The sequence below is a fragment of the Microbacterium sp. Marseille-Q6648 genome (assembly GCF_943181415.1).
GTDB lineage: Bacteria > Actinomycetota > Actinomycetes > Actinomycetales > Microbacteriaceae > Microbacterium.
Genome location: NZ_CALPBZ010000003.1, coordinates 154,871 through 167,934 on the forward strand (window position 1 = coordinate 154,871; position 13,064 = coordinate 167,934).

Below are 13,064 nucleotides of genomic sequence, written 5' to 3' on the forward strand. Positions count from 1 at the left end.
GCGGGCACGGCGGGACCGTGCGCGAGATCGGGGACGTGGGAGACGGACGGGGCTGGCACCGAGCGAGTCTACCAACCGGCGCCTGGGCGCTCCGGCGGGGGGGCCGGTCAGCCACCCAGGACCCCGCTGATCTCACGGTCCAGGTAGGGCGCGAGGCTGCGCGCGTACGTGGCCGTCAGATGCGCACCGTCACGGGTGGTGATGACGCCTCCCACCACCATCGAGCAGGTCTCCTCGTCGCACATGAAGTGATTGAGGTCGATCATATGGGCGTAGGGGTCGAGCGCGACGGCGTCGCTCAGCCCGTCGTCGAGGATCACCGTATCCCGGGGTCTCGTACACTCGCCTGCGGCGACGTCATCCGCGCTCAGCACGCACTCCAGCGCCTCGCTCCCGAAGACGGGATTGTCGCGGATCGCGATGACCGGGGTTGCGGGATTGGCGCGCTCCGCCCAGGCGGAGGCGTACCCTCTCGCCCGCGCATCGGCGACGTCCTCGCCGGGTGCCACCGTGTACTCGGCTTTGCTCGAGTTCGTCACCAGGATGCCGTCCAACGGAGTCGTCGCGACATAGCGGTCCACCGCCGCGTTCCAGTTCTCGCATCGTCGGGCCAAGGCACGGTTGTGCTGATCACGGGGGGTATCGGTCCAATGGCAGGCCGCCCGCCCGGCGATGTCGATCCGCCACCCGTGCGCGAGCGCGATCTGCTCGTAGACGCCCAGAAGGGTGTTGCTGTGCGAATCACCCACGGCCACGAGGCGCTTCGTGTACCCCTCTTCCCTGCCCACCGTGCACATCGCGAAGTCCTCGGAAGAGGGACGGGCCCAGCACTCGGGACGGTTGTCGTCATCGGTCCGCAGGGCGTCCAAGGCGGGGAGCAGCGGCGCCGCCGGATCGATGGCGTCTGCGCACTCGGGTCGCTGCGGATCAACCGCTGCTGCGCCGTGACAGCCACCCGCCTCGACGGCGGGCCGCGAAGCGTGACTCAGCCAGAGCGCGCCGAGCGCGAAAGCCGGCACCGCGAGCATCGCAACGAGAGCGGGAACCGCGCCCCGGTATCGGCCGGGGTGCGACAGCAGACGCGCCAGCGGACGCTCGAGACCCCACCATGTCGCCGAGGCGAGCGCGAGCGACACGATGAGGACCAGGCCCGCCCCGCGCCAGCCGATCGCTCCGTCCACACGCTCGCGGACGGCGAGGTAGCCGATGAGCACGGGCCAGTGCCACAGGTAGAGCGCGTAAGAGATCTTGATGACGGGTGAGAAGATGCGGGAGCTCAGCAGACGCCCCGCGCTCATCGGGCCCGAAGCGCCGATCGACAGGACGACGAGGGCCGCTCCCCCGACAGGCAGAAGGGCTCCGGCCGCGGGGTACGCGGTGGCCCCGTCCAGCACGAACCCGCTGCTGAGGATCATGGCGAGGCCGATCCAGCCGAGGATGGCGGGAATCGGCATCCGTCTGGCCGCGCCGATGCTGAGCAGCCCCCCGATTACGAGGCCCGCGCCGAACTCCCAGGCCCGCGCGAAAGTGTCGAAGTATGCCGCCGCCGGATCATTTGCGTGGGCGACGAGTGCGTATACGAAGGATGCGGCCGTCGCCACGACGGCGAACGTCCAGATCACGGCGCCCGGACGCACGACGAACCGCCGGGCGAGGAACACGAGCGCGACGAGCACCGGCACGATGACGAACAGCTGCCCTTGAATGGACAGAGACCAGAAGTGCTGGACCGGGCTCGTGAGAGGGCCCGCTGCGCCGTACGCCAACTGCGAGTCGATCAGCTGCCAGTTCTCGACGTAGACGGCGGCCGACACCACCTCGGCGACCACCTGCGTGCGTGTCCACGGCGGGAGGATCGTGAAAGCCATGACGACGATCGCTGCGAGAACGACGGCGGCGGGAGGGGCGAGTCGCCCGAACGTCCGCGCCCATCGCTCCAGCACCCTGCGCTCGGTCCCCTTCCGCACGCTGGAGCGGAGCGAGAGCGCCAGCACCACGCCGGAGACGAACAGGAACACATCCACCCCGCCGGACACGCGCCCCTGACCGAAGAGGTGGAACAGGACCACCAACAGCAGTGCGACGGCCCGCAGGCCGTCGATCTCGACGATCCGCGCGTGCCCCCCGTGTCGACGCGTCGATCGTGCGTGCCGTCTGGTGCCCGGCCGGGCGGCGGGAGCGGCCGGGCTGAGGACCGTAGCGTTCATCGTCGCGGGTACAGCCGGTCCGCGAGGGCGAGCTTGCGAGCAGCCAGATCCTTCGCGCGCGCGGGGAAGTCGGGGTTGGCGGAGGCGTCGTCGGCGGTCACGTCGTCTCCCGCATGGATGCGAGTCCAGCCCGTGCCCAGCGCAAGCAGAGACGCGTGCTTGACGTCGTAGTAGCCCTTGGCGCCCTCCACCACGAGCCCCGCGGCCCCGGCAGCGGCGGCAAGGAGGTGCGCGTGGAATCGACTCGTGAGCCACTTCTGACCAGCGGACGCCGGCAGCCCGTCGTGCCAGATATGACCGAACGCGTACACCCGCTCACCTGTTCCCGATGCGCCCGCGTAGCGCACGTCATCGGGCGGTATAGCCTCGACGAGCCCGATCTCTCGCGACCCGGCCGCATGCGCCCGGATGGCCGCACGGGCCTCTTCGTCGTCCCACGCGCGCAGGTCCCCCTGGACGAGGACCATGCGCTCGGGTGCCGGGGACGCGTCGAACAGCGGTCTCGGCAGCGCCAGGGCCAGAAACGCGTCGTCGAGTCCGACATCGGTCTGCGCGACCACTGCGCTTTCGGCGTCCCGCACCTCGAGGTCATCGAACGACGAGAGCCCACGGCGCAGCCACGTCGACTGCGCGTCGGTCAGCGGCATGAGGCCCTGCCCGGTGGCGATCAGCCGTACGCCGAAGCTCTCACGCAGCTCGAGCACCGCCGAAACGAGACCGAGGTTGTCCTGCCACAGCGCATTCAGGTATCCGCCGCCGAGCAGGTGGACGGATTCAACGTCGCGAAGTGCGAGGAGGCCGGCGTCGAACCGAGGGGAGCCGAGGTCGCGCACGAGCGTGCGGACGCGATCGTCGTCGGTGATCGGGTCATGCGTGGCGCTGCCCATCGCCAGCTCCCACAAGGTGTTCGTCACGCGTAGACGCGGATGCGTTCCCGCGAACAGATGGGAGGCGCGACCCGGATGAGGGCAATCGAGCCACACATCGCGGTGAGGGTGACGCAGGGCGAGGTGATCCAGCCATGCGCGAGCTATCACCTCGTCGCCGTAGTTGGGATGACCGGCCGTCGAGATGAGGTAGATCGGCTTGTCGCTCGATCCGACGGGCCGGCCGCGGCGCGGCAAGCGTGGAATCTTCATGTCAACGCCCCCGTGCTCGATCGATCTCCGACGCGAGGTACGGCGCGATCGTCTCAGCGAACGTGGCGGAGAGGTGACTGCGGTCGTAGTGGGTGATGACTCCACCGACGACGAAGTGGCACGTCTCATCGTCGCACTGAGTGGTGTTGAGATCGGCGGTCGTCACTCCGGGCGGCAGTGGCTGCGCCAACGCCACGTCGATCGCATCCTCCGGCAGCACATCTTCACGGGGTAACGCGCACGGATCCGTGCTCTCCCCAGCCGACGCGACACAGTCGGGGACGCTTCGAGGGGCGAGCGGGCCATCGCGCAGCACGAGCACCGGAGCGCCCCCCTCAGCGAGCTGCGCCCACATCCCGCGAAACCCCTCCGCGATGCGGGAAGTCGACGCCGAATCAGTGACGACGTCGGTCATCGGGCGCGACCCGCTGGTGGTCACGATGACGTCGACGTCCGGGTCGCCCGCAGCGACCCCGCCGACGCGTTCCTTCCACGCTCCGCAGGCTTCGCTCTGCTCGATCTGCAGCTCATCGCCGAATGTGGCCACGACGTCGTCGTACGTCGGCAGCGCAGCCCTGCACCCCGCGTACCACATGAGCTTGACCTGCCAGTCCCGTTGCTCGGCGATGGCGGCGATGGCCGGCAGGTAGTGCTCCACATGCGAGTCTCCGACGACCGCAACCGTGGTTTCCGAATCCTCGGGGCCCCACACGCACTGCGGCACACCGGGGGCGGCCTCGCGGCAATCCTGGTAATCCACGCCCGCCCACCTCACGGGCGTGTCCTGCCGGGCGAACGGGGCGCCGATGCGCTCAGTGACCTGGTGACCGCCGTCGCAGCCCGCCTGGAGCATCGCCGCCGCCCCGAAGCACTCGCCCTCGCGCAGCTGAACGAGCTCGGCACGAGCGCGCTGGTCCTGAGCGTCGAGGGCGGCAAGCGGAGTCAGCCCGATCGCCGCGACGACCACGGTCGCCGCTCCCAGCGCCGCGGCGGTACGCACCTTGGCACGACCGCTCAGGGAGTGACCGCCCCGGAACCGATCCTCGACGAAGGTCTTCGTCACCGCCGCGAGAAGGAAGGAACCGATGAGGATCGCCAGTTTCTCCGGAACACCCAGGGGTGAACCCGAGATGATCGGAACGAGGACGATCGGCGGCCAGTGCCACAGATAGAGGGAATACGACACGTCGCCCACCCACTGGACGGGTCGTCGCGCGGCGAGCCAGTCCGGACCCCACCGGCCCTCGACAGTACCGGCGGCGATCACGGCGAGCGTTCCCGCGACGGGGATCAACGCGGCCGCCCCTGGGAACGGGGTCTGACCCGAGTAGGCGAAGATCGACCATCCGATGAGTGCATAGCCCGCCCACGCGATGAGACTTCCCGTCCACCGCCACCGCGAGGAGAACCGGGACACCGACGCGGCGAATACGCCCAACAGCGCTCCGGCCGCGAACTCCCACGCGTGCGTGAAGGTCGAGAAGTACCCGTATGCCTCGTGACGGACGAGAACGGAGTAAGCCAGCGACACCACGACGATCAGAGAGATCGCTCCGACCACAGCGGACCGCTGCGTACGCCCCGCGCGACCGCGGGCGGCGAGGATGACCAAGGTCAAGAGCAACGGCCACACCAGATAGAACTGCTCTTCGACAGACAGCGACCAGTAATGCTGCACCGGCGACGCGCCCTGGTCTTCTGCGAAGTAGTCGACGGCACTCGACGCCAGGAGCCAGTTCTCGATGTACACGGCGCTGGCGACGATCTCGGACAGGAACTGCCGCCAGAGAACGTCCGGCACGGCGATGAGCGTGGTGAGCGTCGTCGCCAACAGCACCACGAACGCTGCAGGGATGAGGCGCCGCACGCGCCTCATCCAGAAGGTCGTCAGCACGGGACGACCCGTGCGCGAAGCGTCGCGCAGGAGGTGCGAGGTGATGAGGAAACCCGAGATCACGAAGAAGACATCGACTCCGATGAACCCGCCGGGGACGAGGCCCGGGGCGAGGTGGAACGCCACCACTGCCAAGACGGCGATCGTGCGCAGCGCCTGGATCTCGGGACGGAACCGCGGACCGTCCTCGAACCAGTCGAATCCACCGGTCGCCTCCCTCTTCCTGGGTGGCGCCGGCTTCGCACCGGCGGTCGTCAGCGCGCTCACGATCCGACCCTCCCGTCGGTGTCGGCGTTATAACGATCCAGCACCTCGCCGATGGGCGCGTCCAAGGTCAGCCGATGCTTGTCCAGATACAGTCCGCGCGTGCAGAAGCGCCGGAGATCCCGCTCGTTATGGCTGACGAAGAAAAGCGTTCGCCCCTCCGACAGGAGTTCGTCGATACGTCGGTAGCACTTCTCGCGGAACGCGCGATCGCCGACGGCGAGGACCTCGTCCACCAGCAGGACCGGCTCCTCCAGCTGCGAGACCACGGCGAATGCCAGGCGCACCTTCATCCCGTTCGACAAGTGCTTGTACGGGGTGTCTTGGAAGTCCCCGAGCTCGGCGAAGTCGATGATCCCGTCGTAACGCCTCGTCACCTCGGCACGCGACATGCCGTGAAGGCCGGCCGTGAGTCGGACATTCTCGCGCACGGTCAGATCGCCGACGAACCCACCGGTTATCTCGATCAGCGGGGCGACGCCGCCATGCACCTTCACGGATCCTTCGTCCGGGAGCATGACGCCCGCCACGAGCTTGAGCAGCGTGGACTTGCCCTGCCCGTTGCGGCCGACGACGCCGATGGCCTCGCCGGTGCGCACGGTGAAGCTGACACCGCGCAGCGCCCAGAACTCGTCCGGGCGGGTGCGCCTCTTCGCCCCCGCGAAGAGGTCCTTGAGCGTCCGCTTTCCCCGACGGTTCCGGCGGAACCGGACGCCCAGGTCAGCGACCTCGATGGCGACGTCACGCGCTGTCATCACAGCTCCTTCAGCAGCGGCCGCTCGAGGCGCCGGAAGGTCATTATGCCGATCAGGAGAACCGCCACCGCGATGACTGCTCCGAGACCCACGCTCAACGGATTCCACTGGTCAGGGAAGAATCCGACCCGGTAGAGCGTGAAAATCCCCGCCAGCGGGTTCAACGCCGCGATGTCGGCGAACACGCCGGGAAGATCAGAGATGCCGTAGATGATGGGAGTGGCGTAGAACAGGGCGCGCAACACCAGCCTCGTCGTCCGCTCCAAGTCGCTCCACAGCACGCAAAGCGGCGCGATCAGCAGGCCGAGCCCCGTGAGCAAGGTCACCTGGAGGAGCATGCCTACGGGAAACAGGAGGATTCCCCAACCCACGGTTGCCCCCGAGATCACGGCGAAACCCACGAGCACGGGCAGCGAGAGCAGGAACTCCACGCCCTTGCTGAGAGTGACGCGGTTGACCCAGATCGATCGCGGAATCGCCGTGGACCTCACCAGTCGGGCATCTTTGCTGAACGCCTTGGTGTAGTCCGTGACCGCCGAGTTGAACCATACCCATGGGAGCAGCGCGGTGATGAGGAAGACGATGTACGGCGCCTCACCTACTTCGCTCCGGTGGAACACCTGGGTGAAGACGAACCAGTAGATCGCGCTCATGACGAGCGGATCGAGAACCGACCACAGGTAGCCGAGCGCACTCGTGGCGTATCGCACGCGGAGGTCCCGAGCCGAGAGCAGCCACAGGGAGTGGAGGTAACGCCGCACCGACCCGGGCGCCCCGACGGCGCCCGGGCTCACGGCGTCCGCTGCCCGACGCGAGATCACGCGAGCTGGTTGTTCCACATCGACAGCGCGGCGCCGATCGCCATGTGCATGTCGAGGTACTGGTAGGTGCCGAGACGACCGCCGAAGTACACGTCCTTCTCCCCCTTGGCCAGGTCGCGGTAGGCGAGCAGGCCGGTCCGGTCCTCGGGTGTGTTCACCGGGTAGTAGGGCTCGTCCTCGCGGGCGGCGAAGCGGGAGTACTCCCGCATGATGACGGTCTTGTCGGCGGGGTAGCTCTCGGCACGCTCGGGGTGGAAGTGCTTGAACTCGTGGATGCGCGTGTAGGGGATGCCGGCATCGGCATAGTTCATGACCGGTGTGCCCTGGTAGTCGCCGACCTCGAGCACTTCTTCCTCGAAGTCGAGGGTGCGCCAGCTCAACTCGCCTTCGGCGAAGTCGAAGTAGCGGTCCACGGGGCCGGTGTACACGACGGGCACCTGTCCCACGGTGGCGCGCTTGTTCAGAGGCTGCGACTCGTCGAAGTAGTCGGTGTCGAGCTTCACGTCGATGTTCGGGTGATCGGCCATGCGCTCCAGCCACGCCGTGTACCCATCTGTGGGCAGGCCTTCCCACGTGTCGTTGAAGTAGCGGTTGTCGTACGTGTAACGCACCGGAAGCCGGCTGATCACCTCGGCGGGCAGGTCCTTCGGGTCTGTCTGCCACTGCTTCGCGGTGTAGTCGCGGATGAACGCTTCGTACAGCGGACGGCCGATGAGGGCGATGCCCTTCTCCTCGAGGTTCGCGGCGTTCTTGACGTCGAATTCCCCCGCCTGCTCGAGGACGAGCGCACGGGCCTCGTCGGGCGTGTAAGCGGCCTGGAAGAACTGGTTGATCGTGCCCAGGTTGATCGGCATCGGGTACACGACGCCCTTGTGGTTGGTGTACACGCGGTGCACGTAGTCGGTGAACGTCGTGAAGCGGTTGACGTACTCCCACACGGTCGCATTCGAGGTGTGGAACAGGTGCGCGCCGTACCTGTGCACCTCGATGCCGGTCTGCGGTTCGTTCTCGCTGTAGGCGTTGCCGCCGATGTGGTGGCGTCGATCGATCACGGTCACGCGGCGACCGGCGTCCGCCGCGCGCTCGGCGATCGTGAGGCCGAAGAATCCGGAGCCGACGACCAGGAGGTCGGTGTTCATTGGGGTCCAATCTGCGCGTCGGCATCGTGCGGGGTCAGATGACGCGGCATCGCCACGGGCATCGACGGGTGGTGCGTCGCGTCCGACACGTCGGCGCGGTTGGGATCGATGGTGTTCTCAGGCGCGTACTGGATGAGCTTGATGCGCTCGAGAGCATCCTCCATCAGCGTCCGGTTGGTGCGAAGCATGTCCGAGATGACCAAGAGGGCGATGCTCAGGAGCGAACCCACCAGCAGAGCGCTGCCGAGAATGAGCGATTGGATGTGATCACCGGCTGCGCCGATCCATGACAGGACGAGGAAGCGTCCGAACGGAATGAGCGCACCCAGGAAGAAAAGAGCCGCCAGGGTGAGGAAGACCACGTGCGGCTTGAACATCACGTAGCTGCGCATGATGGCCTGACCTGACCGGCCCATGTGCTGGAAGATGTTCTTGAACAGCCGCGATTCGCGCGTCTTGGGGTTGGTCTTGATGGGGATGCTGGCGATACGCAGGCGCTTGTTGCCGGCCTGGATGATCGTCTCCATGCAGTAGCTGAACTGGGTCACGACGTTCAACCTGACCAGGCTCTCGCGGGAGTACGCCCGGAACCCGCTGGCGGCGTCGGGCAGATCGGTCTCGGCTGCGAAGTTGACGACGTTCGACCCGATACCCTGCATCAGCTTCTTGAACGGGGAGAAGTGCTCGATGGTCTTCGTCTGGCGGTCGCCGATGACGATGTCCGCCTCGCCCGCGATGATCGGCTGAACAAGATCGGCGATTCGATCCTGCGGGTACTGGTTGTCGCCGTCGGTATTGACGACGATGTCGGCTCCGTGCTGCATCGCGTAGTCGACCCCGTCGCGGAAGGACCGCGCCAGGCCCATGTTGCGGGTGTGGAAGACGAAGTGCTCTACACCGAGCGAGCGCGCCACCTCGACAGTGCGATCCGTCGAGCCGTCGTCGACGACCAGGATGTGGATCTCGTCGACGCCCGGTATCTCCTTCGGGATCGTCGAAAGCACCGAGGGGAGGGTCTGTTCCTCGTTGAGGCACGGAATCTGTACGAACAATCGCATACGGTGAGCGGGTCCTTCAGGGTCTAGTGGCGACGCGGCCGCGGGCACGCCTCCGGTCCGCCGCAGGACATTGTATCGATGGCCCCCTGTGCGACTGCTTCACGGCGCGCGCCCTGAGATGCACCGGCGCTGAAAGCTCTCAGGCAGCAGCGACTACACTGGCCCGCGCACCGGTCGACTGCTCGAAGCCGTCCGACTCCCGCTTTCCGTCGCCAGTGAGGACCAGACTCCTTGTCGATCGCCGATGTAACGATCCCTGCCACGCTCCGTCGCCGGAGCGATGGTCCCCGCACGCAGCCGGTCGCGCACTCGGCCTGGTGGTGGGTGCTCGCCGTGGCGGTCGTCGTTGCCGCGATCGTCTTGCACGTGTTCTCGGCATGGGATGCAAACGCGCCCCGAACACCCTGGGACGAGAACCACGTGCTGCAGATGGCCCGGTGGATCTCGGGCGACCGCAACGTCACGCCGCTTTCCGGCGCCGGATACTATCCGGGCTGGTCGTTCATGATGGCGCCCATCTGGTGGTTCACGCACGACGCCGCAACGGTGTACGCGGCGGCGATCGCTCTGGGGAACGTCGTGGCCATCGCCACGGTCATCCCGCTCTCCATGACCGCGCACCGCCTGGGGCTCACGTGGCCGCAGTCGATCGCCGTCGGGGGTCTGGTGATGTGCCTGCCCGCACGGGTCGTCAACGCCGACTACGTTCTTGCAGAGAAGCCGCTCATGTTCTTCATGGCGTGGGCACTTCTGGCCGCGGTCACACTCTGGCTCCGCCCGACGTGGTGGCGCATGACCCTCTTCGCCCTGGCGATCGTCGCGACGTACTTCGTCCATGCCCGAGCGCTCACCCTGGTCATCGTCGCCGCCATCTGGATCGTGCTGTTCGCCCGGCGCCGGTGGATCCTCGTTCCGCTCGGACTCGCGGTCCTCGCCGTCGGTTCCTTCGCGGTACGCGAAGTCTCCTCCGCCATCCACGAGCACGTCTTGCTGACCGGCTTCTCGCAGGGCAGCAGCGTCTGGACGAAGCTCATGGCCGCACCGGCGAGCGACGTCGTCAAAGTCTTCGTCACCCAGATGTGGGCGCAATTCGTGGGGACCGCGGGTCTGATGGCCGTAGGGCTCGTCCTGCTGGTGGTCTGGGTGTGGCGCGAGCTCCGCCGACTCCACGTGGGCGTGGGGGGCTTCATCTTCGGGGTGACGCTCTCGACCATCGCCATGAGCGTCATCTCCTGGGCCGGCTCCCCCGATCTCGAGCCGACGCCCGGCGCCCGCTTCGACGCCTCGATCTACACGCGGTACATCGACCCTGTCGCCGCCCTGATCAGCCTCATCGCGCTGGTCGCACTGGTCCGGGTGCTGAGTCGAGGCGTGATCGCCGTCAGCCTCGCCCTGGCCACGGTCGCGTCCCTGCTGGTGGTTCTCTGGATCGCCCCGTCCGTGCCGACCTGGGGGAACCTCAATGGCCCTGCGAACTCGGCAGCGATCTTGAGCTGGGACCGCTTTTTCCCGACAGGGGCACCGTACGAAGTGCCGATGATCCCCTGGTTCACCAACCCGAACAAGTGGTGGCTTCTGGCGTCCATCTTCGTGGTGGCCGCTCTCGTCGGCTGCCTGCTGCTGCGCACCCGCCCGCATGTCCTCGTAACGGTGGGGGCGCTGGCGTTGATGCCCCTGTCGATCGCGGCGAACCAGACGCAGTCCCGGGATTACCCGAACGACATCGCAGCGGCCGTCGAGGAGATCGAGGAGGTATCGAGCACCGAGACCGACATCGCGATCAATCGCGACTGCCGGGATTCGTCTCTCGCGATCCATCAGGCGGTGAACTGGCTGCCGTACTGGCTCGCACCACGCGAGGTGACCCTCGTGAGCATCGAGCGCGGCGAGTCCTTCGATTCCGAACTCGTCGTGGCCTGCGGCTGGTGGCCGGAGGCCGAGGAGTTCGGGGCACTCCCCTACGATGCGGACACCGATTACGGCTACCGCCTCTGGGTCCTCGAGGGCGACCTGCAGGACGAACTCGCGTCGCAGGGTCGCCTGCTCAGCTTGGACGATGTGGGCGCGGGCGCGGGCGCGTCGGCGGACTGACGAGGACCGCTACGCGGCGTTCATCGCCGCGATGGCGTCTTCGACCGCACCGTCGAAGGCCAGCTCGCCCTTGCGGATCACGACGGCGCGGGTGCAGAGCTCCCGCACCATCTCCATGTCATGACTGACGATGACCAGCGTCTTCCCGGCTGAGATCAGCTCGTCGAACTTCGCGCGGCACTTGGCACGGAAGGGCGCATCCCCCACCGAGAGGATCTCATCGACGAGGAGGACGTCGACGTCGACATGGATGGCGACCGAGAATGCCAGACGCATGAACATGCCCGACGAATAGTGCTTGACCTCCTGGTCGATGAACTCCTCGATCTCGCTGAAGGCGACGATCTCGTCGTAGCGCGCCTCGATCTCCTTCTGCTGCATCCCGAGGATCGCTGCGTTGAGGAACACGTTCTCGCGGCCCGAGAGCTCAGGATGGAAACCGGCCCCCACTTCGATGAGGCCGGCGACCCGGCCGCGCGTGAGGACTTCTCCGGCGTCGGGTTTCATGACGCCGGAGAGCAGCTTGAGCAGGGTCGACTTGCCTGACCCGTTGTAGCCGAGGATGGCGACGGACTCGCCCTCGTTGATGACGAGGTCGAGTCCGCGCAGCGCGTGGAACGGCGTCGCGATCTTGCGTCGACGTATCCAGCTCACGACGGTGTCCTTGAACGAATGCGCGTGGTTGAGCAGGAAGGTCTTGCGGACGTCGTCGACGATGATGCTGGGCCGAGGGGCCGTGAGGGTGGAGTCGCTCATAGGTCTTGCGCGAACCTTCCTTCGAGCCGGCGGAAGACGATCTGACCAATCGCGATGACCACCACCGAGAGGGCGAGCGCGGAGGCGGTCCCCCACCCCAGCGTCGGTGGCAGCGACAGTCCGTTCTGCGCCATCTGAGAGAGGGTGACGGGCTGCCAGAAGGCATAGTGGAACAGTTCGACGGCCTGGGTGATCGGGTTGAGGAGATAGAGCTGGGTCAGCCACGGCACATCGGCGAACGCATCCCGCACCATGGTCCAGAAGTACAGCACCGGCGACGCCCAGGTCACCAGCATGAGGAGGAGTTCGACGATGTTCTCGGCGTCGCGAAAGCGGACGTTCAGTGCTCCAAAGAGCAAACCCGCCCCGAACGCGAACAGCATGAGGATCAGCATCCCGGCGAGCATGGCGAGGATGGTCAGGACCGTCACGTTCACGACCCACCCGAGCAGAACGCAGACCACCAGCAGCAGCGCGAGTTGCGGCAGGAAGTGGATGAAGGCGACGAACACGGACGACACCGCGAACAGCTGTCGTGGAAGGTAGACCTTGCGCACCAGCGGTGCGTTGCCCACGATCGAGGTGGTGGCGTTCTTGAAGGCCTCGGAGAAGAGATTGATGCCGATGATCCCCGAGAAGAGGTACACGGCGTAGTTGGGGATGCCGCGCTCGAGCTGCAGGAACACGCCCATCACGAGCCAGAACACCAGGAACTGCGCGGCCGGCCGGACGTAGGACCAGGTCCAGCCCAATGCCGAGTTGCGGTAGCGCGTGGTGACACCCGTGCGCACGAGCAGTCGCAACAGGTACCGCCACCGTACGACGTCCAGCAGCCCGCGGCTGGTGCCCGGCACGCTGAACTCCGCGCGGGGCACCGCCGCAAAGTAATCTCGCTTGATCGCCACGATCTGCCATCCTAGGCGAGCGGCGCTGATCGCCC

At 66.8% G+C, this 13,064-nt stretch carries 10 protein-coding genes; 1 reads left to right on the forward strand and 9 read right to left on the reverse strand.

Annotated elements, in window-relative coordinates:
- Positions 1-107: 107 nt before the first annotated feature.
- Genes NFR93_RS10945 through NFR93_RS10975 form a run of 7 tightly spaced genes read right to left on the reverse strand, consistent with a single transcriptional unit; the run spans position 108 to position 9,277 of the window.
- Positions 108-2,207 carry an acyltransferase family protein gene (locus NFR93_RS10945; protein ID WP_251453252.1) on the reverse strand — a complete coding sequence of 700 codons (2,100 nt, stop codon included), beginning with the start codon at positions 2,205-2,207 and terminating at the stop codon, positions 108-110.
- Complete coding sequence (locus NFR93_RS10950; RefSeq protein ID WP_251453253.1) at positions 2,204-3,346, reverse strand: polysaccharide pyruvyl transferase family protein; 1,143 nt, start codon at positions 3,344-3,346, stop codon at positions 2,204-2,206. The genes NFR93_RS10945 and NFR93_RS10950 overlap by 4 nt, the downstream gene beginning before the upstream one ends.
- A gap of 1 nt (position 3,347) precedes the next feature.
- Positions 3,348-5,507, reverse strand: a complete 2,160-nt coding sequence (locus NFR93_RS10955) for an acyltransferase family protein (RefSeq protein ID WP_251453254.1) — start codon at positions 5,505-5,507, stop codon at positions 3,348-3,350.
- A complete protein-coding gene (locus tag NFR93_RS10960) occupies positions 5,504-6,259 on the reverse strand; it encodes an ABC transporter ATP-binding protein (protein WP_251453255.1) in 756 nt (251 codons plus the stop codon). The genes NFR93_RS10955 and NFR93_RS10960 overlap by 4 nt, the downstream gene beginning before the upstream one ends.
- Entirely contained in the window at positions 6,259-7,053 is a 795-nt protein-coding gene (locus NFR93_RS10965) for an ABC transporter permease (protein ID WP_251453595.1), read from the reverse strand. Before NFR93_RS10965 ends, NFR93_RS10960 begins: the two co-directional genes overlap by 1 nt.
- A gap of 23 nt (positions 7,054-7,076) precedes the next feature.
- Positions 7,077-8,219, reverse strand: a complete 1,143-nt coding sequence (glf, locus tag NFR93_RS10970) for a UDP-galactopyranose mutase (protein ID WP_251453256.1) — start codon at positions 8,217-8,219, stop codon at positions 7,077-7,079.
- The gene (locus NFR93_RS10975) at positions 8,216-9,277 is read right to left on the reverse strand and encodes a glycosyltransferase family 2 protein (protein WP_251453257.1); all 1,062 of its coding nucleotides are present in this window, start codon (positions 9,275-9,277) and stop codon (positions 8,216-8,218) included. The genes glf and NFR93_RS10975 overlap by 4 nt, the downstream gene beginning before the upstream one ends.
- 231 nt (positions 9,278-9,508) lie before the next feature.
- Here NFR93_RS10975 and NFR93_RS10980 point away from each other — a divergent pair, with 231 nt between their 5' ends.
- Entirely contained in the window at positions 9,509-11,368 is a 1,860-nt protein-coding gene (locus tag NFR93_RS10980; protein ID WP_251453258.1) for a hypothetical protein, read from the forward strand.
- 9 nt (positions 11,369-11,377) lie between these two features.
- On the opposite strand, the gene NFR93_RS10985 is transcribed toward NFR93_RS10980, so the two are convergent.
- On the reverse strand, positions 11,378-12,124 hold the full coding sequence (locus NFR93_RS10985) for an ABC transporter ATP-binding protein (protein WP_251453259.1): 747 nt from the start codon (positions 12,122-12,124) through the stop codon (positions 11,378-11,380).
- The gene (locus tag NFR93_RS10990) at positions 12,121-13,029 is read right to left on the reverse strand and encodes an ABC transporter permease (RefSeq protein ID WP_251453260.1); all 909 of its coding nucleotides are present in this window, start codon (positions 13,027-13,029) and stop codon (positions 12,121-12,123) included. Before NFR93_RS10990 ends, NFR93_RS10985 begins: the two co-directional genes overlap by 4 nt.
- Positions 13,030-13,064 lie beyond the last annotated feature (35 nt).